The 18,159-nt window shown below is 71.3% G+C and carries 17 protein-coding genes; 6 read left to right on the forward strand and 11 right to left on the reverse strand.

The window, feature by feature from the left end:
* Positions 1-51: 51 nt before the first annotated feature.
* From H521_RS0108880 to H521_RS0108910, 7 genes are all read right to left on the reverse strand, one after another.
* On the reverse strand, positions 52-309 hold the full coding sequence (locus tag H521_RS0108880; protein WP_022892673.1) for a DUF6510 family protein: 258 nt from the start codon (positions 307-309) through the stop codon (positions 52-54).
* Positions 309-1,196, reverse strand: a complete 888-nt coding sequence (locus H521_RS22435) for an FAD-binding oxidoreductase (RefSeq protein WP_022892674.1) — start codon at positions 1,194-1,196, stop codon at positions 309-311. Before H521_RS22435 ends, H521_RS0108880 begins: the two co-directional genes overlap by 1 nt.
* Positions 1,193-1,786 (reverse strand): sulfite oxidase-like oxidoreductase, encoded by a 594-nt coding sequence (locus H521_RS0108890; RefSeq protein ID WP_022892675.1) that lies wholly within the window; start codon positions 1,784-1,786, stop codon positions 1,193-1,195. The genes H521_RS22435 and H521_RS0108890 overlap by 4 nt, the downstream gene beginning before the upstream one ends.
* A gap of 67 nt (positions 1,787-1,853) precedes the next feature.
* Positions 1,854-2,339: a SixA phosphatase family protein gene (locus H521_RS0108895; RefSeq protein WP_022892676.1), complete on the reverse strand. Its 486-nt coding sequence runs from the start codon at positions 2,337-2,339 to the stop codon at positions 1,854-1,856.
* 42 nt (positions 2,340-2,381) lie between these two features.
* Complete coding sequence (locus H521_RS22440; protein ID WP_022892677.1) at positions 2,382-2,909, reverse strand: SixA phosphatase family protein; 528 nt, start codon at positions 2,907-2,909, stop codon at positions 2,382-2,384.
* A 40-nt stretch (positions 2,910-2,949) separates the two neighbouring features.
* Positions 2,950-3,888 (reverse strand): arginase family protein, encoded by a 939-nt coding sequence (locus H521_RS0108905; protein WP_022892678.1) that lies wholly within the window; start codon positions 3,886-3,888, stop codon positions 2,950-2,952.
* A gap of 146 nt (positions 3,889-4,034) precedes the next feature.
* On the reverse strand, positions 4,035-5,033 hold the full coding sequence (locus tag H521_RS0108910) for an NAD-dependent epimerase/dehydratase family protein (RefSeq protein ID WP_022892679.1): 999 nt from the start codon (positions 5,031-5,033) through the stop codon (positions 4,035-4,037).
* Positions 5,034-5,231: 198 nt separating this feature from the next.
* Between H521_RS0108910 and H521_RS0108915 the strand changes: the two genes are divergently transcribed.
* Complete coding sequence (locus tag H521_RS0108915) at positions 5,232-7,496, forward strand: copper-translocating P-type ATPase (protein WP_022892680.1); 2,265 nt, start codon at positions 5,232-5,234, stop codon at positions 7,494-7,496.
* Between the two features lie 21 nt (positions 7,497-7,517).
* Here the strand turns inward: H521_RS0108915 and H521_RS0108920 are convergent, their stop codons facing one another.
* Positions 7,518-9,401, reverse strand: coding sequence for a glycoside hydrolase family 15 protein (locus tag H521_RS0108920; RefSeq protein ID WP_022892681.1), 1,884 nt, complete (start codon positions 9,399-9,401; stop codon positions 7,518-7,520).
* 220 nt (positions 9,402-9,621) lie between these two features.
* Between H521_RS0108920 and H521_RS0108925 the strand changes: the two genes are divergently transcribed.
* Both H521_RS0108925 and H521_RS0108930 read left to right on the forward strand, forming a co-directional pair.
* Positions 9,622-10,056: a YciI family protein gene (locus H521_RS0108925; RefSeq protein ID WP_022892682.1), complete on the forward strand. Its 435-nt coding sequence runs from the start codon at positions 9,622-9,624 to the stop codon at positions 10,054-10,056.
* Between the two features lie 43 nt (positions 10,057-10,099).
* Positions 10,100-11,419 (forward strand): RNA polymerase sigma factor, encoded by a 1,320-nt coding sequence (locus H521_RS0108930; RefSeq protein ID WP_022892683.1) that lies wholly within the window; start codon positions 10,100-10,102, stop codon positions 11,417-11,419.
* A 40-nt stretch (positions 11,420-11,459) separates the two neighbouring features.
* On the opposite strand, the gene H521_RS0108935 is transcribed toward H521_RS0108930, so the two are convergent.
* Positions 11,460-11,969: a TetR/AcrR family transcriptional regulator gene (locus tag H521_RS0108935; protein ID WP_022892684.1), complete on the reverse strand. Its 510-nt coding sequence runs from the start codon at positions 11,967-11,969 to the stop codon at positions 11,460-11,462.
* Between the two features lie 57 nt (positions 11,970-12,026).
* Here H521_RS0108935 and H521_RS0108940 point away from each other — a divergent pair, with 57 nt between their 5' ends.
* Positions 12,027-12,371, forward strand: coding sequence for a VOC family protein (locus tag H521_RS0108940; RefSeq protein WP_022892685.1), 345 nt, complete (start codon positions 12,027-12,029; stop codon positions 12,369-12,371).
* Positions 12,372-12,427: 56 nt separating this feature from the next.
* On the opposite strand, the gene H521_RS0108945 is transcribed toward H521_RS0108940, so the two are convergent.
* Together H521_RS0108945 and H521_RS22445 are read right to left on the reverse strand one after the other, a co-directional pair.
* On the reverse strand, positions 12,428-13,144 hold the full coding sequence (locus H521_RS0108945) for an alpha/beta hydrolase (protein ID WP_245560961.1): 717 nt from the start codon (positions 13,142-13,144) through the stop codon (positions 12,428-12,430).
* Positions 13,113-16,553, reverse strand: a complete 3,441-nt coding sequence (locus tag H521_RS22445) for an efflux RND transporter permease subunit (protein WP_022892687.1) — start codon at positions 16,551-16,553, stop codon at positions 13,113-13,115. The genes H521_RS0108945 and H521_RS22445 overlap by 32 nt, the downstream gene beginning before the upstream one ends.
* Before the next feature lie 162 nt (positions 16,554-16,715).
* On the opposite strand from H521_RS22445, the gene H521_RS0108955 reads away from it, so the two are divergent.
* Together H521_RS0108955 and H521_RS0108960 are read left to right on the forward strand one after the other, a co-directional pair.
* Entirely contained in the window at positions 16,716-17,813 is a 1,098-nt protein-coding gene (locus H521_RS0108955; RefSeq protein WP_022892688.1) for a hypothetical protein, read from the forward strand.
* 91 nt (positions 17,814-17,904) lie between these two features.
* Positions 17,905-18,159: chaplin family protein (locus H521_RS0108960; RefSeq protein WP_022892689.1), on the forward strand; the 255-nt coding region annotated here is incomplete at its 3' end.

Consider the following 18,159-nt stretch of genomic DNA (forward strand, 5'->3'; position numbering starts at 1 on the left):
CTTCCGCAGCGCCACTCGCGATCGCGGCCGCGACCGCGACCGCGATGCTGCTCAGCCTCGCCGCACCTCGATCGCGCTGACGCCGCTGAACCCGATCCAGGCGCGGTCGCCCGCCTCGACGATGGTCGCCAGCACCTGGTCGCACGAGCCGCAACGCACCACCGTGCCGGCTCCGCTGCGGTAGACCATCGCACGGGCGAACTCCGCGATGCTGCCGCAGCCGTTGCAGCGCGCGGTCGCCGCGGTGACGTCGAACGAGAAGTAGTCGGCGAGCTGGCCGGCCACGGCATTGCCGTCGAGGTGCTGCATCAGGTGCCTCCGAATCGCTCGGTGCGGATCGAGCCGGCATCGTGCCCGAGCTCGATGAGCCACGACGCGACCCGTTCGACGAACCCGGTCGAGCCGCACACGTAGACGAGCGGCCGCTCGGCGGCGGGGATCACGGCGGCCGCGAGCGCCTCGCGCATGATGCGCCCGGGCGGCGTCGGCCACGCCGCGGGGATGCGTCGCGTGTACACGAGGTCGAGACGGAAGGCGTCGGATGCCTCGGCGAGCGCCATCAACTCGTCGGCGAAGTACACGTCGTCGGGGGTGCGCACCGAGTAGAGCATTCGCAACGGCGTGAGGTCTTCGGCGTCGGCGTGCGCCCGGGCCATCGCGAAGAGCGGCACGACGCCCGAACCGCCGGCGATGAGCTGCACGGGCCTCGCGGGGGCGAGCGAGCGCTCTTCGACCGGCCTCCACACGAAGAAGGCGCCGAGCGGCCCGTGCACCTCGAGCAGGTCGCCCGTGCGCAACTCGTCGACGAGGAAGGGCGACACCTCGCCGTCGGGCAGCTTGTCGACCGCGAGCACCACGCGGCTGCCCGGCCCCGACGACGCGATCGAGTACGAGCGAGTCGCCGTGTAGCCGTCGGGGGCGGTGAGCCGCACATCGAGATGTTGGCCCGCGGCGTTGCCCGGCCAGCCGTCGACCTCGAGCTCGAGGCGTGCGGCGGTGGGCGTCTCGCGAGTGACGGCGACAACCGCGGCCGAGTGCCAGGCCGCCCGCGGTACGGCGCTTCGCGCGGGCGGTGCGGCCGGCGCGGCCGGCGCGGCCGGCGCGGCCGTTGCCCCCGTTGCCGCCGGCGTCAGCGCGCCACCGCCGGGCACCGCACGCGCCGCGGCATCCGTCGACAGACTCGGCCGATCGCTCACCAGTACCGCTCTTCCTTCCACGGATCGCCGTGCAGGTGGTAGCCGTTCTGCTCCCAGAAGCCGGGCTCGTCTTCGCCCTGCATGACGAGGCCGCGCACCCACTTGGCGCTCTTCCAGAAGTACAGGTGCGGCACGATCAGCCGCGCGGGTCCGCCGTGCTCGGGATCGAGCGGTTCGCCGTCGAACTCGAACGCGATCCAGGCCTTGCCGTCGAGCAGTTCGTCGAGCGGCACGTTCGTCGTGTACCCGCCGTAGCTGTGCGCCATGACGAAGTCGTACTGCGTCTCGACGTCTTCGAAGAGCGTGTCGAGCGAGACGCCGCGCCACCGGGTTCCGAGCTTCGACCAGTGCGTGACGCAGTGGATGTCGGTCTCGATCTCCTCGATCTCGAGCGCCATGAACTCGTCCCAGTTCCAGCGATGCTCACCCCCGGTCTCGGTGACGATCGAGAATTCCCACTCGGCCGTGTCGACCTCGGGCGTCGGCCCCGCCGACAGCACCGGGAAGTCGTGCACGAGCGTCTGCCCTGGTGGAAGCCGCTCGTCGCGCTCACGACTGCGCCCGCTGAATCCCCGCGTGATGAACGACATGGCATCCCTCCCCGTTGGAATCGAGACTAGTGACGCGGGCGCGTGCTGTCACCGGCGGAATCGACAGTCACCTGCGCGGCGTCTCCACGCGGGCGGCGACCGGTCCGGCCTCGCCGAGATCGGCCCACGACGCGACGTCGAACGCGAACTCGGCGACCGCGCCCGTCGGCATCTCGTGATCTTCACCCGAGAGCCGGTGCACGAGCGCCGCGGTCTCTGGATTGTGCCCGACGACCATCGCGCACGACACCTCGTCGCCGAGCTCGCCGATGACCTCGAGCACCCGGTCGACGGATGCCGCGTACAGCCGTTCATCGCCGACGATGCGCTCGGGGTCGTAGCCGAGCTCGGCGGCGAGAAGCGCCGCGGTGGTGCGAGCCCGCACCGCCGAGCTCGAGAGGATCACGTCGGGTGCGACGCCGCGAGCGGCGAGGCGCCGGCCCATGTCGGGCGCGTCGCGGCGGCCCCGGTGGTTCAGCGGACGGTCGTGGTCGGCGACGTCCGGCTGTTCCCAGTTGGACTTGGCATGGCGCACCAGCAGCAGGGTCTTCATGTGCCCGAGTCTGCCACGGGCCGGGCCCGCGCCGACCCGCGATCAGCGGCCGGGCTCGTGCGGCCGGTCGGGGGCGTCGAAGGTGACGCTCACGGGCGGCGCTGCGCTGTGCCCGGCATACGCGGCGATGCGCACGTCGGACCACGAGGCGGTGTCGAAGCGGAACACGGCGACCGCGGCCGCCGGCATGGCCTCGGCATCGCGGAAGAAGCGCGTGGCGAGCTCGGTCATCTCGGGGTTGTGGCCGACGAGCATCGCGCACGCGAGGCGGTTGTCGAGCGAGCGCACGACCTTGAGCAGCGCATCCACCGATGCCGAGTACAGCCGGTCGTCGGCGACGATGCGCCGCACGCTCGTGCCGAGCGCCGCGCCCACGAGGGCCGCCGTCGACCGTGCGCGCTCGGCGGTGCTGGTGAGGATCACGTCGGGCTGGATGCCGCGGTCGGCGAGGCGGCGGGCCATCCGCGGTGCGTCGCGCACACCGCTCTCATTCAGTGGCCGGTCGTGATCGGCGAGGCCCGGGGTGTCCCAGCTCGACGTCGCGTGGCGCATGAGCACGAGGGTCTTCACATCGCGTCCTTCCCGTCGAAGGGTCTCGCACCAAGCCTGATCAGCGCAGTGCGACGCCCGCAGCGACCTCCAGCACGCAGAGCGCCGCCAGTCTCACGGTACGCCCGTCTGGGGCATCCGCGGTCGCATCGACCTCGGCGAGGTCGACGGATTCGACTCGCGGGTCGCCTCCAGCCGCTCGCGCGGCCTGCCTCAGCTCGTGTGCAGAGATCCCCCCGGGCACCGATGCCGGGCAGCCCGGCGCCACCGCCCGGTCGCAGACGTCGACGTCGAGATCGACGTGGATCGGGCCACCGCCGGCACCCGCGATCTCGAGCGCCTCGGCGAACACGTCGGCCATGGGGCGGCGGTGCAGCTCGTCGCGGTGCACGACGGTGATGCCCGCGTCGCGGGCTCGATCGGCGTACTCGCGCGAGTTGACGAAGTCGGCGATTCCGATCTGCACGATGCGGCGGCCGTCGAGGCCCGCCTCGAGCAGACGGCGCACGGGCGAGCCGTTGCTGACGCCATCGCGCAGGTCGTAGTGGGCGTCGAGCGTGATGAGTCCGGCCGTCGGCAGCCGCTCGCCCCAGACGCCGAGCGCGACCGGCGAGGTGAGCGAGTTGTCGCCGCCGAGCGCGACGACGACCCGCGAGCGAGCGGATGCCGCGGCGACCGCCGCGCGCACGCGCCACTCGCCCTCGGCACCGTCGGGTTCGGCGACATCGCCCGCGTCGACGAGCACGAGTTCATCGAGGGATCGCGCGTCGGCTCGACCGCCCACACCACGGTCGGCCATGATCGCCGGGCTGTACCGGCGCAGCGCCGCACGGATCGCCGCCGGCGTCTCGTGCGCACCGGTCGGCGAGAGCGAGGTGCGAAAGGCCGGCACGCCGAGCAGCGCGAGGTCGGCGCGCTCGCCAGCGGCGAGCCCGTCGAGCGGAGGCCAGTCACCGGCCCGGGGCCAGAGTGGATCGTTCGGAAGCGCAGCGGTGCCCATGACCCGACGCTAGCAATGACGGATGCCGCGAACCGAGGCATCCGTCATCACCGCCGTCTGCGATGCCAGACGGTGCTCGCCGGTCGAGTAGGCGCGCCAGCGCCGTATCGAGACCACGCGCCGGGTCTCGAAACGCTCCTGCGTCGCTACTCGATCGACGGGCCGCGGAGCGCCGCGAGCAGCTCGCGTTCGCGGTCGGCGCTCAGCCCGGCGCCGCGCTCGCGGTCGAGGCCCTGGCTGCGTTCCCACTCGAGCACTTCGGCGAGCAGCTGGTCGAGCGGGCGAAGGCGCAGCCCCGCGGCCACGGCCGCGGCATTCGAGCGGGCGAGGAAGGCGTTCCACTCGGGGTCGATGATCCAGAGCGGCAGCGACTCGGGGCCCGACCACTCGGCGACGCCCTGCTCGGCGAGCCATTCGGGCGACACCGCGACGACCTCGCCGGTGTGCCCGGCGATCGCACGCGAGCGCTCGAGCCAGTCGCCGAAGGTCGTGCGATCGCCGACCGCGTTGAACGCTCCGGTGAGCCGCCGCTCGATGCCGTCGAGGGTGAACGCGACGAGGTCGTCGACGTGAATCGCCTGCACCGGGTCATCGAGGATGTCGGGCACGAGCATCGGCTCGTCATCGCGCGCGGCACGCGCCACCCAGTATCCGCCGCGCCCCGAGGGGTCGCCCGGCCCGGTGATGAGACCGGGCCGCACGACGAGCAGCCTGTCACCGAGGGCGTCGCGGTAGACCTGTTCGATCGCCGACTTCGCCTCGCCGTAGGTCTCGGCGGTCGCTTCGTCGTCGGTGAGCGGCGGCATCAGCTCTGCCGATTCGTCGGCATCGGGCTCGTTCTGCGCCGCGTAGACGTTTCCGGAGGAGACGAAGGTCCAATGCGCTGCACGCCCCGCGAGGTCGGCGGCCGCGCGCTTGGCGAACCCCGGCTGCCGGGTCACGTCGATGACGGCGTCCCACTCGCGATCGGCGACGGCGTCGTAGGCGCCCGGCTGCGAGCGGTCGGCGACGACGAGTTGTGAGCCCTCGGCCACCGCGCCGGCCTCACCGCGAGCCAGCGAGGTCACGGCGTGGCCGCGGCGCAGCGCCTCCGCCGCGAGTTCGCGTCCCAACCACTGCGTTCCGCCGAGCACCAAGATGTCCATGCGGCCATCACAGCACGAGACGGATGCCGCGTGCACGCGTGTTCTCGCACCGCGAACCGCATGATCACGACTGCTAGCGTCGAAACCGAACGGTCGCCGGCCCGGGCCGGGAATAGTGCGGGCCATCACGCGTTCCACCAGATGACAGATACCCCACTGGGGTATAGGCTCACCCAGAGCAGCAGACGGAGGAGAACGATGAGCACGACGCACGGTGGCCACGAGCACCACGACTCAGGCAACGAAGCCGAGCACGAGCCCGTGCCCGCACAGGCGGCTCATGATCATTCCGCGCACCAGGCCGCCGGACACGACACGAGCACCCACGGCCCGCACGCCGGACACGACATGCGCAGCCACTCGGGCCATGGAGCCGCGGCCCACGACGGTCACGGCAACCACGAAATGAGCGCGCACGGCGACCACGCAGGCCACGACACGAGCGATCACGCGGGGCACGGTGGGCACGCGGGCCACGGCGACCACGTCGGCCAGTTCCGCCGCCTCTTCTGGATCATGCTCGTGATCGCCGTGCCGACGATCGCGTTCAGCCCGATGTTCGCGTCGATCCTGGGCTACACCCTCCCCGACAATCCGGTGATCCCCTGGATCTCGCCGGTGCTCGGCACGGTCATGTACTTCTGGGGCGGCAAGCCCTTCCTCACCGGCGCCTGGTCGGAGCTGAAGGCGCGCAAGCCCGGCATGATGCTGCTGATCGGCCTCGCGATCACCGTCGCGTACTTCGCCTCGCTCGGCGCGAGCCTCATGCTGCTGAGCCACCACCTCGACTTCTGGTGGGAGCTCGCGCTCCTCATCGTGATCATGCTGCTCGGCCACTGGATCGAGATGCGCTCGATCATGCAGGCCTCGAGCGCGCTCGAGGCGCTCGCGGCGCTGCTGCCCGACGAGGCCGAGCGAGTGACGCCGTCGGGCACCGAGACCGTCTCCCCCTCGGAGCTCACGGTCGGCGACGTCGTGATCGTTCGCCCGGGCGGCCGGGTGCCGGCCGACGGCGAGGTCGTCGACGGCACCGCCGCCATGGACGAGTCGATGATCACCGGCGAGTCGTCGACGGTCAGCCGCGCGCCAGGCGACCACGTCGTCGCCGGCACAGTCGCCACCGACACCGCGATCCGCGTGCGGGTCGGCGCGGTCGGCGACGACACCGCACTCGCGGGCATCCAGCGCCTCGTCGCACAGGCCCAGGCCTCGAGCTCGCGGGCGCAGCGCCTCGCCGACACGGCCGCGGGCTGGCTGTTCTGGTTCGCGCTCGGTGCGGCCGTGATCACGGCCATCGCGTGGACACTTCTCGGCAACCCCGACGACGCCGTCGTGCGCACCATCACGGTGCTCGTCATCGCCTGCCCCCACGCCCTCGGCCTCGCCATCCCCCTCGTCGTCTCGATCGCGACCGAGCGGGCGGCGAAGGGCGGCGTGCTCGTCACCGATCGTCTCGCCCTCGAGACCATGCGCACGGTGGGCGCCGTGCTCTTCGACAAGACCGGCACTCTCACCAAGGGCGAACCTGCAGTGACGGATGCCGCGGCGGCACCTGGCCACGACCTCGACGAGGTGCTCGGGCTCGCGGCGTCGGCCGAGGGCGACTCGGAGCACCCGCTCGCGAAGGCCATCGTCGCCGACGCCGCCCGCCGCGGCTTCCGCGCCCGCGCCGCGCGCGACTTCACGGCGTCCGCCGCCATCGGCGTGCGCGCGACCGTCGACGGGCGCGCCGTGCAGGTCGGCGGCCCCGGCATGCTCGAGCGAGAAGGGCGGCAGCCGCTCGAGGCATCCGTCGCCTGGGCCGAAGCCGGCTCGACGGTGCTGCACGTGCTCGTCGACGGCGAGGTCGCGGGTGCGATCGCGCTGGCCGACGAGGTGCGCCCCGAGTCGAAGGAGGCGGTCGACGCGCTGCACGCGCTCGGCGTGCAGGTCGTCATGATCACGGGCGACGCCGAGCCGGTGGCCCGCACGGTCGCCGCGAAGCTCGGCATCGACCGCGTGTACGCGGGCGTGCGCCCCGAAGACAAGGCCGCGAAGGTGCAGGAGTTGCAGGCCGAGGGCCTCAGCGTCGCGATGGTCGGCGACGGCGTGAACGATGCCCCCGCGCTCGCGCAGGCGAACGTGGGCATCGCGATCGGCGCCGGAACGGACGTCGCGATCGCCTCGGCCGGCGTGATCCTCGCGTCATCCGACCCGCGTTCGGTCATCTCGGTGATCGAGCTGTCGCGGGCGAGCTACCGCAAGATGCAGCAGAACCTCTGGTGGGCCGCCGGGTACAACCTGCTCTCGGTGCCGCTCGCCGCGGGTGTATTGGCGCCCATCGGATTCGTGCTGCCGATGTCGGTCGGGGCGATCCTGATGTCGCTCTCGACGGTCATCGTCGCGGCGAACGCGCAACTGCTGCGCCGCCTCGATCTTCGGCCCGAGGCCTCGACGCGGGCCGTGCTCGAACGCGCGAGCTGAGGCATCCGCGCGCCGCGCCGCTCAGCGGAACTCGTTGAGCCGCTCGATCGCGATGATGCGCCGCGCGGCCTCGATGAGCGCGAGGTGCGAGAACGCCTGGGGAAAGTTGCCGAGGTGCCGGCCGCTGCTCGTGTCGAGCTCTTCGGCGAGGAGGCCGAGGGGCGAGGCGATGCGCAGCAGCTTCTCCATGAGCGCGCGGGCGCGAACGCCCTCGCCGATGATCGTCAGCGCCGAGACGAGCCAGAACGAGCAGATGAGGAAGGTGCCCTCGCGGCCCGACAGCCCGTCGTCGGTCTCGTCGGTGCGGTAGCGCAGCACGAAGCCGTCGTCGGTCAGCTCGTCGGCGATGGCGAGCGCCGAGGCACGCAGTCGCGGGTCGCTCGCGGGCAGGAACCCGTGGATCGCCGCGAGCAGGGTCGAGGCGTCGAGCGAGTCGGTGTCGTAGTGCTGTCGCAGCACGCCGGCTTCGGTCACGCCCTTCGCGAGGATGTCGGCGCTGATCTCGTCGGCCACCGCGCGCCAGGCCGAGACGAGCGAGGCATCGCCGCGGATCTCGGCGAGCTTGGACGCCCGATCGAGCGCGACCCAGCACATGAGCTTCGACGACACGTAGTGGCGCGGTTCGCCGCGCGCCTCCCAGATGCCCTGGTCGGGGTCGCGCCACACCGCGGCGGCGTTCTCGGCCTGCGCCTGGATCACCGGCCAGAGTGCACGCGGCAGACGCCCGCTGCGCCGCGTGTGCATGAGGATGGCGTCGAGCACCGAACCGTAGACGTCGTTCTGCCGCTGGTCGAACGCCCCGTTGCCGATGCGCACTGGGCTGGCCCCCTCGTAGCCCGACAGGTGCGGCAGCGTCGACTCGGTGAGGTCGCGCCGGCCGTCGATGCCGTACATGATCTGCAGCGCGCCGTTCTCGTTGGGCTCGAGCCCGGCGATGAACTGGATGAACTCGTCGGCCTCCCAATCGAGGTCGAGGTAGTGCAGGGCCTGCACGGTGAACGAGGAGTCGCGGATCCAGTTGTAGCGATAGTCCCAGTTGCGCTCGCCGCCGGGCGTCTCGGGCAGCGAGGTTGTGAGCGCAGCGACGGTTGCGCCGGTGGGCAGGTAGGTGAGCCCCTTGATCGTGAGCGCCGATCGCTCGAGGGCCTCGCGCCACTGGTGGTCGGGCACGCGGGCGGCGCTCAGCCACTCGCGCCAGAACCGGGTCGTGGAGTCGAGTTGCGCGACCGCCTCGTCGAGGCTCGCCGCACCGCCGAGGTCGGCCGCCCACGACAGCGAGCTGTACACCTGCTCGCCGGCGTGCAGCACGTGCCTGGCCCTGGCCCGGCCGGCCTCGATGCCGAGCGACATGTCGGTGCGCAGTCGCAGCGACTGCTCGCCGCCGGTGGCGGTCGCGACATGCTCGTCGTCGCTCGTCCACGTGGCGGCCGTCTGGCCGTAGTCGAACACCGGCTCGCAGACGAGTTCGACCTCGACGCGTCCTTCGAGGCACGCGATCGTGCGCACGAGAGAGTGGGTGGCATCGTCGTCGGTCGGCGGACGCGTGTGCGGCGTGGTCAGGTCGGGGCCGAGTCGCGGCCCGATCGTGAGGGCGTCGCGCACCTCGATCCACCCGGTCGAGGTGCGCCAGGTGGTGACGAGCGTGTTCGTGCCGGGCTCGTAGGCGCGGGCCGAGGGCACGTCGAGCCCGAACGGACCGACCTTGAAGTAACCGGCCTGCCGGTCGAGCAGCGCGCCGAACACGCTCGGTGCGTCGAAGCGCGGTGCGCAGAGCCATCCGACCGCCCCGTCGGGCGCGACGAGGGCGCCGGTGTGGCAGTCGGAGAGGAAGGCGAAGTCCGCGATCGGCGGGAACGGCGACGGGGCAGCGACGCCGTCGAACTGAGTGGGGTTCGGCGCGGTCACTCCGCCATGACAGCACACCCCTCTCGGCGGCCCCGAGAGGCGCGCCCGGCACCGATGCCGGCTTCAGGATCCGCGTCCCGCTTCCGGAAGGGATGACGAGGGCACCCGCGCACTGGCAGCATGAGAAAGAAAATTCTCACGACATGTCGATCCGGCCCCCGCTCGTTCGACGCCAGAGTGAGGCGGGCACTTCGGCCCCCTCCCACGAAGGAGAACCACCATGAAGTACATGCTGATCATGCGGTCCAACGACGCAGCCGTCGAGGCATACGAGAACCTCGACTTCACCGAGGTCATCGCCGCGATGGGTGCCTACAACGAGTCGCTCATCAAGGCGGGCGTGCTGCTCGCCGGCGAGGGTCTCACCGATGCGAAGGAGGGCTTCGTCGTCGACTTCGACTCGACCCCGCCCGTCGTCACCGACGGCCCCTACGGCGAGACGAAGGAGCTGTTCAACGGCTTCTGGATCATCCAGGCCTCGAGCCCCGAAGAGGCCGCCGAATGGGCCAAGCGCTGCCCCCTCGGCCCGGGCTCGAAGCTCGAGGTGCGCCGAATCACCGAGCTCGAGGACTTCCCGCAAGACAACGAGTGGATCCAGAAGGAGGCCGGCTGGCGCGCCGAAGCCGAAGGCAAGCTCGGCACCCCGGCCGAGTGACCGCCCCCCGAGACCGCACGAGCGCCGAACGAGACGTGAGCAGATGAACGAGACGGATGCCCCGGGCACGGTCGGTTCGGCACCAGCCGATGCCGACCGGGCCCGGCGCGCCGTGGCCGCCGTCTGGCGCATCGAATCGGCGCGCATCGTCGCGACGCTCACCCGGTTCGTCGGCGACGTCGGGCAGGCCGAGGATCTCGCGCAGGAGGCGCTCGTCGAGGCGCTGCGGCAGTGGCCAGTCGAGGGTGTGCCGAACAACCCGGGCGCGTGGCTGACGGCGGTGGCGAAGCGCCGGGCCATCGACGGCTGGCGCCGCCGCGAGCGGCTCGACGAGCGGTACGCCGCGATGGCGCACGATCTCGAGCGCGACGGCGCCGCGGCATCCGATACCTTCTGGGACCCCGACACCATCGACGACGACATCCTGCGCCTCATCTTCGTGTCGTGCCACCCGGTGCTCTCGCGAGAGGCGCAGATCGCACTGACCCTGCGCATCGTCGGCGGCCTCTCGAGCGAAGAGATCGCGCGGGCCTTCCTCGTGCCGACCGCGACGATCCAGCAGCGCATCGTGCGCGCCAAGAAGACGCTCGCCGCCGCGAAGGTGCCGTTCGAAGTGCCCGAGCCGAACGAGTACGCCGCGCGGCTCGCCTCGGTGCTGCAGGTGCTCTACCTGATCTTCAACGAGGGCTACCTGCCGGCCACCGGCGAGGCCTGGGTGCGACCGGATGTCTCGGCCGAGGCGCTGCGCCTCGCGCGCATGGTCGCTGGCCTCATGCGGCGCGAGCCCGAGGCGCAATCGCTCGTCGCACTGATGGAGTTCACCGCGTCGCGCTTCGCTGCGCGCACCGGGCGCGACGGCACCCCCATCTCCCTCGACGAGCAGGATCGCTCGCGCTGGGACCGCTCGCAGATCGCCCGGGGCAGCGAGGCGCTCGAACGCGCCGATCGCGTCGGCCGCGGCCGCGGCGCCTACGGCCTTCAGGCGGCGATCGCCGAGTGCCACGCGGTCGCGGCATCCGTCGACGACACCGACTGGGCGCGCATCGTCGTGCTCTACGAGGCGCTCGGGCGGCTCGCGCCGTCACCCGTGGTCGACCTCAATCGGGCCGTCGCCGTCGCGATGTCGACGGGGCCGGCCAGCGCGCTGCGCATCGTCGACGAGCTCGTGCAGGGCGGCAGGCTCGCCGGCTACGCACCGCTGCCCGCGGTGCGCGGTGAGCTGCTGCGCCGACTCGGGCGCACCGGCGAGGCTCGCGGCGAGCTCGAGACCGCCGTTCGGCTGACCGGCAACGAGCAGGAGCGCGCGTCACTGCTCGCGAAGATCGCGGGGCTCGCTGCATCCCCCGAGTCGGGCACCGACTAGGGCAGCACGTCGAGCAGCGAGCAGCCGGCGCCGACCCCGCTCACCTCGCGAGGCGCAGCATGAGCAGCGCCGCGCGGGCCGCCTCGACGTCGCCGCCATCGCACGTCGCGAGCACCGCCGCACGCCAGGCAGCGGCCAGCACGCGCCCGAGTGGCGGCGCCGCAGGCGCGACGAGCGTGTCGAGGAGGTCGGCCAGGGCATCGCCCGCGACGGCCGTGGGCGCGTCGGCCAGTATCCGCTGGAACTCCAGGCGCACGGCGAAGTCGAATCCGACGCCGAGCACCGCGGCGATCGAGTCCCGGTCGCCGGCGACCGAGCTCGCCGCTCCGGCCATGCGATCGAGCAGTCGTTGCTCGACGTCGGCGCGCACGAACCCGTAGAGCCCGAGTTTGCTGCCGAAGTGATGGTAGATCGCGCCCGTGGTCACATTCGCCTCTGCGGCGAGGTCTCCGACCGAGACCGCGTCGAACGGGCGCGCTCCGAACGCGCGCACCGCGGCGAGCGCGAGCCGCCCCTTGGCCGAGGTCGGTACCGGAATCCACTCGCGCATGGTTACATAATGGCGTTATGCTGTGCCAAAACGCAATTACGACACGAAGGGCCGCTCATGAAACTGCAATTCCTGTTTGCGCCGACGTCCGACCTGCAGGCCTCGCTCGCGCTCTACCGTGACGGGTTCGGGTGCGACGAGATCTGGCGCGAGGGCGACACGACGATCGCGCTCACGATGCCGGGCACCGACGTGCAACTGATGCTCGACGCGAACGACCCGACCGCGCCCGCCGGCCCACTGTTCATCGTCGACGACGTGCTCGCGTTCCACGAGGGCCGACCGAGCGGCCTCACGGTCGTCGAGGAGCCGTCCGAGATCCCGGGTGGCTACTCCGCGACGTACAGCGATGCCGGCGGCATGACCATCTACGTGATGGACCAGTCGACCGACGCCGAGTAGCCGGGCGTCCAACGGTCTGGTCCGCGCGCCGCGCGGTTGCGAGATGAACCCGCCGTTCAGGCCGCGTACGACTCCAGACGGTCGGCCAGCTCGAGCGGGCGACTGAGGATCACATAGTGGCCGCCGTCGATCTCGTCGACGACGATTCCCAGTCGGTCGCGGGCGACCCGGCGCATGAACTCGGCGGGAAAGAACCGGTCGTGACGGCACAACAGGAACGTCGTCGGCACGTCAGGCCACCTTGCAAGCGCCCACGGCTGCTCGAACGGGGTGCCCGACTGCCGCCGCTGTCGCCCGAACGCCTCGGCGGCGAGCTCGGCCGGCAGGTCGTGGTAGAACAGGCCGATCTCGTCGGACGTGCCGCCGTCGCGCGCTTCCTGCTTGCGTCGCGCCTGCTCGTACCCGGTATTCGACCACCAGTCGCTCGGCGACTCCCCCGGTGACGGAATCATCGCGGTGACCAGCACGAGTCGTTCCACACGCAAGCGCTCGCAGACGAGCGGCGCCGTGAACCCCGCGAAGGAATGCGCCACCACGATGACCCCCTCGCGATCGCCGATGGCATCGACGACCGCGTCGGCGTACTCCGCCAGCCCGGCTGAGTCGTCATCGATCGGCAAGTCGACGACCACCACCCCGTGGCCACGGCGCTGAAGCTCGGCCTCCACCAAGTGCCAGTGCCAGGGCGTGCTCGCGGCACCGGGGATCAGCACGTACGTCGACATCGGCGGTGAGCCCGGCCTAGATATCTGCGCCGGGTTCAGGCTCGGCATCGGCGGCCGCTCGCGTCGCGGATTCCCGCGGCACCGCCGCCTCCGACCCGCCAACGACCTTCGCCGCACGCTTCGCCCGGCGACGCTCGCGCCCGCCCTCGACGAGGTCGTACAGCACGGGCAGCACCACGAGCGTGAGCGCGGTCGACGACACGAGGCCGCCGATCACCACGAGCGCGAGCGGCTGCGAGATGAAGCCGCCGTGACCCGTGATGCCGAGCGCCATCGGCAGCAGCGCGAAGATCGTCGCGAGCGCCGTCATGAGAATCGGGCGGAGACGTCGGGACGCACCGTGCACGAGCGCATCGCGCACACTCATGCCGCGATCGCGGTACTGGTTCACGAGGTCGACGAGCACGATGGCATTCGTCACGACGATGCCCACCAGCATGAGCACGCCGACGAGCGAGGCGACGCCGAGCGGAATGCCGGTGATCACCTGCAGCGCGATCGCGCCGGTCGCCGCGAACGGCACCGATACGAGCAGCAGGAGCGGCTGCAGCAGCGAACGGAAGGTCGCCACCATCACGATGTAGACGATCAGGATCGCCGCGAGCAGCGCCAGACCGAGCTGCGAGAACGACTCCTGCTGGTCGGCGGTGACGCCGCCGATGGACGCCGTGGTGCCGGCCGGCAGGTCGACCGTGTCGACGGCGGCGGCCACCGCGCCGCTCGCGGTGCCGAGGTCGTCACCCGAGGGCGTCGCCGAGACGGTCGCGCTGCGCAGTCCCTGCACCGTCGTGACGGATGCCGGCCCGTCGACGTTCTCGACCGTGGCGAGGGTATCGAGCCGCACGAGTCCGGCGGGCGTCGGCACCTCGAGCGCCGAGAGCGTCTCGACGGTCGTCGGCGGATTGTCGGCGGCGAGGTAGATCGTCAGGGTCTTCTCGTCGATCACGATGGAACCGGCGCTCTGCGGCTGCATCGCGGCCGACACGAAGCCGCCGAGCGCGACCTCGGAGTAGCCCGCGGCCGCGGCATCCGTTCGGTTCACCTCGACGGCCACGTAGGGCTGGGACTCCGACAGGTTCGACGACACCTGCGCGAGCGAGTCGATGCCCTCGAGCTCGTCGACGACCGTGTCGGTCGCGGCCTGCAGGTCTTCGGCGTTCGACGCCGTGATGTCGACCTCGATGTCGCTCGAGGCGCCGAAGCCGCTCGAGGCCGCCAGGGTCACCTCGCCGACGTCGTCGAGCTCGTCGAGCTCGGAGCGCACCGTCGCCTGCAGCGCGTCTTGATCGGCACCCTCGTCGGTGGTGACCGAGTACCTGATGGTCGAGCTGCCGCCGCTGAAGGCCGCGGTGAGGCCCCGCCCGGTGCCGATCGACGTCTGCACGGTCTCGACGCCCTCGGTGCCGCGAATCTCCTGTTCGACCGGTTCGGATGCGGCATCCATGGCGTCGAGGCTCGTGCCGACCGGCAGCTGCTGCGTCACCTGGAAGGTGTTCTGACCCGAGGAGCCGAGGAAGTTCGTCTTCATGAACGGCGTGAGGGCGACCGTGCCACCGAGGATGAGTACCGCGATGACGAGGGTGACCGCGCCGTGCTTCAGGGTCCACTCGATGATCGGCAGGTAGCCGCGCTGCAGGCGCGACGGGTGCTCAAGCTCGTCGACCGCGGCGGCAGCGCCGGGTGCAGCGGCCGTCGGGCGAGCGGATGTCGCGGCCGCGGTCGAGCCGGCCGGAACGAGCCCGCTCGAGCCCGACTCGTCGCGCAGCTCGGGGGCGAGCCACACGTCGTCGACGAACGCCGCCGAGGCGACCTCGGCCGGATCTTCGTGTTTGGCGAGCTTCGCCGGCTTCAGGAACCAGTACGCGAGCACGGGCACGATCGTGAGTGAGACGAGGAGCGACGCGGCGAGCGCGATCGTGACGGTGAGGGCGAAGGGGCGGAAGAGCTCGCCCGTCACGCCCTCGACGAGCGCGAGCGGCAGGAAGACCGCGACCGTCGTGATGGTCGATGCCGTGATGGCGCCGGCGACCTCGCGCACCGCGCGCACGATCGTCGAGGCCCGGTCGACGCCCTCGACGAAGTGGCGCTTGATGTTCTCGATGACGACGATCGAGTCGTCGACGACGCGGCCGATCGCGATCGTGAGCGCACCGAGGGTCAGGATGTTGAGCGTGTAGTCGGCCGCCTGCAGCCCGATGAACGTGATGAGCACCGAGGTGGGGATGGAGATCGCGGTGACGATGGTCGCGCGGATCGAGAGCAGGAAGACGAGGATCACGATCACGGCGAACGCGAGGCCGAGCAACCCCTCGGTGGCGAGCGACTCGATCGATTGCTCGATGTAGGGCGCCTGGTCGAAGACGACCGTGAACGTTGCTCCCGCGTTCGTGGTGTCGAGCGACGACTCGAGGTCGGGCAGCAGCGCGGTCACGGCGTTCGAGACCTCGACGGTATTCGCGGCCGGCAGCTTCGTGACCGAGATCGTGAGGGCCGGCTCGCCGTCGACGCGCGAGATGCTCGAGACGGGGTTGTCGGTCAGCTCGACGGATGCCACGTCGGCGATCGTCGCCGCGACGGGAACCGCGGTCGGGGCCGCGATCGCCTGCGCACCCTGGTCTGCCCCACCGGGCAGCTCGGCCGCCGGATCTTCAGAGCCGGGCGGCTCGGTGCCCTCGGCGGGCGTCTCGACCGGGACATCCGGAAGCTGCTGCTCGGTCGCGCCGAGCACGGGCAACGCCGCGATGTCGTCGACGCTCGTGAGGCGCGCCCCGGTCTGCACGGCGAACGTCGAGTCGCCCTCGGTGATGGTGCCGGCCGGCACCAGCAGGCCGTTCTGCTGCAGCGCATCGCGGATCGCCTGCTGGCTCAGCCCGAGGGCCGCGAGCTTCGCGGGATCGGGCGTGATCGTCACCCTCTGGCCGACCTCGCCGACGAGGGTTGCATCGCGCACGCCGTCGACATCGGTGATCTCGCCGAGCGTCGTGCGTTCGATCTCGTCGGAGAGGGCGCTGATGTCGTCGACGCCGGTGACCGCGATCTGCAGCACCGGGAAGTCATCGAGGCTGAGCGCGAGCACCTGCGGCTCGACGTCGTCGGGCAGCTGGCCGGCGATGCGGTTGACGGCCGACAGCAGTTTCTGCTCGGCGAAGGCGAGGTCGGTGCCGTAAGTGAAGCTCGCGACGACGCGGGAGACGCCCGTCGAGCTCGTCGTCGACGTCGACTCGAGCCCGGTGATGCCCTGGATCGCGGTCTCGATCGGCGTCGAGACATCGGCGTTGACGATGTCGGGTGACGCGCCCGGATAGCTCGTCACGATCGACAGCTGCGGGAACTCGATCGACGGCGCCAGCTCCTGCTTCAGGCTCGTGAGCGAGATGCCCCCGAAGATCGCGACGACGACGGTGATGAGGGCGATGAGCGCGCGGTTCTTCATGCTGAGCGCAGCGAGCAGGTGCATTGCACGATTCTCGCAGGCACGACCGTCGCCGATATCACGAACCGGTGAAATCCGGTCGACATCCAGTCAGGTGTCGCGGTCGAAATCGACCCCCGTCCGGGGGGTCGACTCGTGCGCAGACCGCCCCGTAGTCTTGCGAGCAGGGAAACGAAGGTGGTCGCCATGAGCTCCGCGGATGCCGCACGGCACGTGCCGTGGCTCCGCTATGCCCTCCTCGCCTCGGCGCTTTCGGCCGCCTGGCTCGTGATCAGCCTCTTCTCGAGCGCCCCGAGCGCCTCGGCCGACGAACGTGATTCCGGCGGCGGGCTGCTCGGCACGGTCGGCTCGCTGCTCGGCGGCGTGACCGACGTCACGGGTGCCGTCGGCGGTCTCGTGGGCGGCGTCGTCGAGACGGTCGTCACCCCGGTCAACGAGGTCGTCGAACCCGTCGTCGAGGTGCTGCCCGCGCCGGTCGCAGAACCCGTCGCCGTCGTCGTTCCCGCCACCGTCGACACCGTCACCGAGACCGCGAACACCGCGGTCGGCGGCGTGAACACCACGGTCGGCTCGGTCGTGAACGGCGTCACCGGCACCCTCAGCGCCGTCACAAGCGGTGGCATCGCCGGCGGCGGCACCGTCAGCGGCATCACCGCCCCCGTCACTGGTCTCGTCGACGGCCTCGTCGGCGGCCTGCCGATCGTCGGCCAGTTGCTTCCGGCCGGCACCGTCGGCGGCGTGCTCGGGCCGGTCACCGGCCTCGTCGACGACACGCTCGGCGCGGTCGTCGGCACCGCACCAACGCTGCCCACCGACGGCAGCGGCGTGCTCCCACAGCTTCCGTCGATCCCGCTGCTTCCCGGCGATTCCGACGGCTCCGAGCCGGGCCTGCCCGGCGTTCCCTCGCTTCCCGAGCCCGGCGGTTCGCCGGGTGCATCGTCGAGTGCGCCACCGGGCGCAGCGGCGTTCGGCGGATCCCAGGGCTCCGTCGCGCTCGGAACCGCCGCGGCGAGCACTGCCGTTCTCGGTGCGTCGGGCACGGTCCTGCCCAGTGACGGCGGGGCGCCTCCCGGCGACAGCTCGCCAGCGCCCAGCACGCCCGCCGGCAGCACCGGCTCCGGCTCGGGCGCATCAGGATCCGGCGCCGGCGGCGCGGCATCCGGCACTTCAGACGCGGCTTTCGCCGCCCTCGAACTCGACGCGCTCGCGTCGCTCGCACTTCACTCGGTCGACGACGAGCTGCCGTCGTCGCCGGTCTACCCCACCGACTCCACCCCTGACTGACGGGGGCCGTTCCGCCTGCACGTGAGGCGGAAGACGGTCATCGCTCCCTGCGCGGGAGCGACATTCCCCATCAGTTCAGGAGGACTGGATCATGAAGAAACTGCTCTTGAGGGCGCTGTACGCGACCCTTTTCGCCGGGGGCCTCACGCTCCTCGGCGCCGGAGTCGCCCACGCGTCGGAGACGACGGGCGACGACGGCATCCTGTCGGGAACCCAAGCGGGTCTCTCGCTCGACCTGCCGATCACGCTCAGCGGCAACGCCATCTCGGTCATCGGCGACTCGTCGTCGCAGGACGCGACCACCGAGGTCGTGAGCGGCGACGCCGCCGAGCCCGCCGCCGTCACC

Source organism: Agromyces subbeticus DSM 16689, assembly GCF_000421565.1.
GTDB classification, from domain to species: domain Bacteria; phylum Actinomycetota; class Actinomycetes; order Actinomycetales; family Microbacteriaceae; genus Agromyces; species Agromyces subbeticus.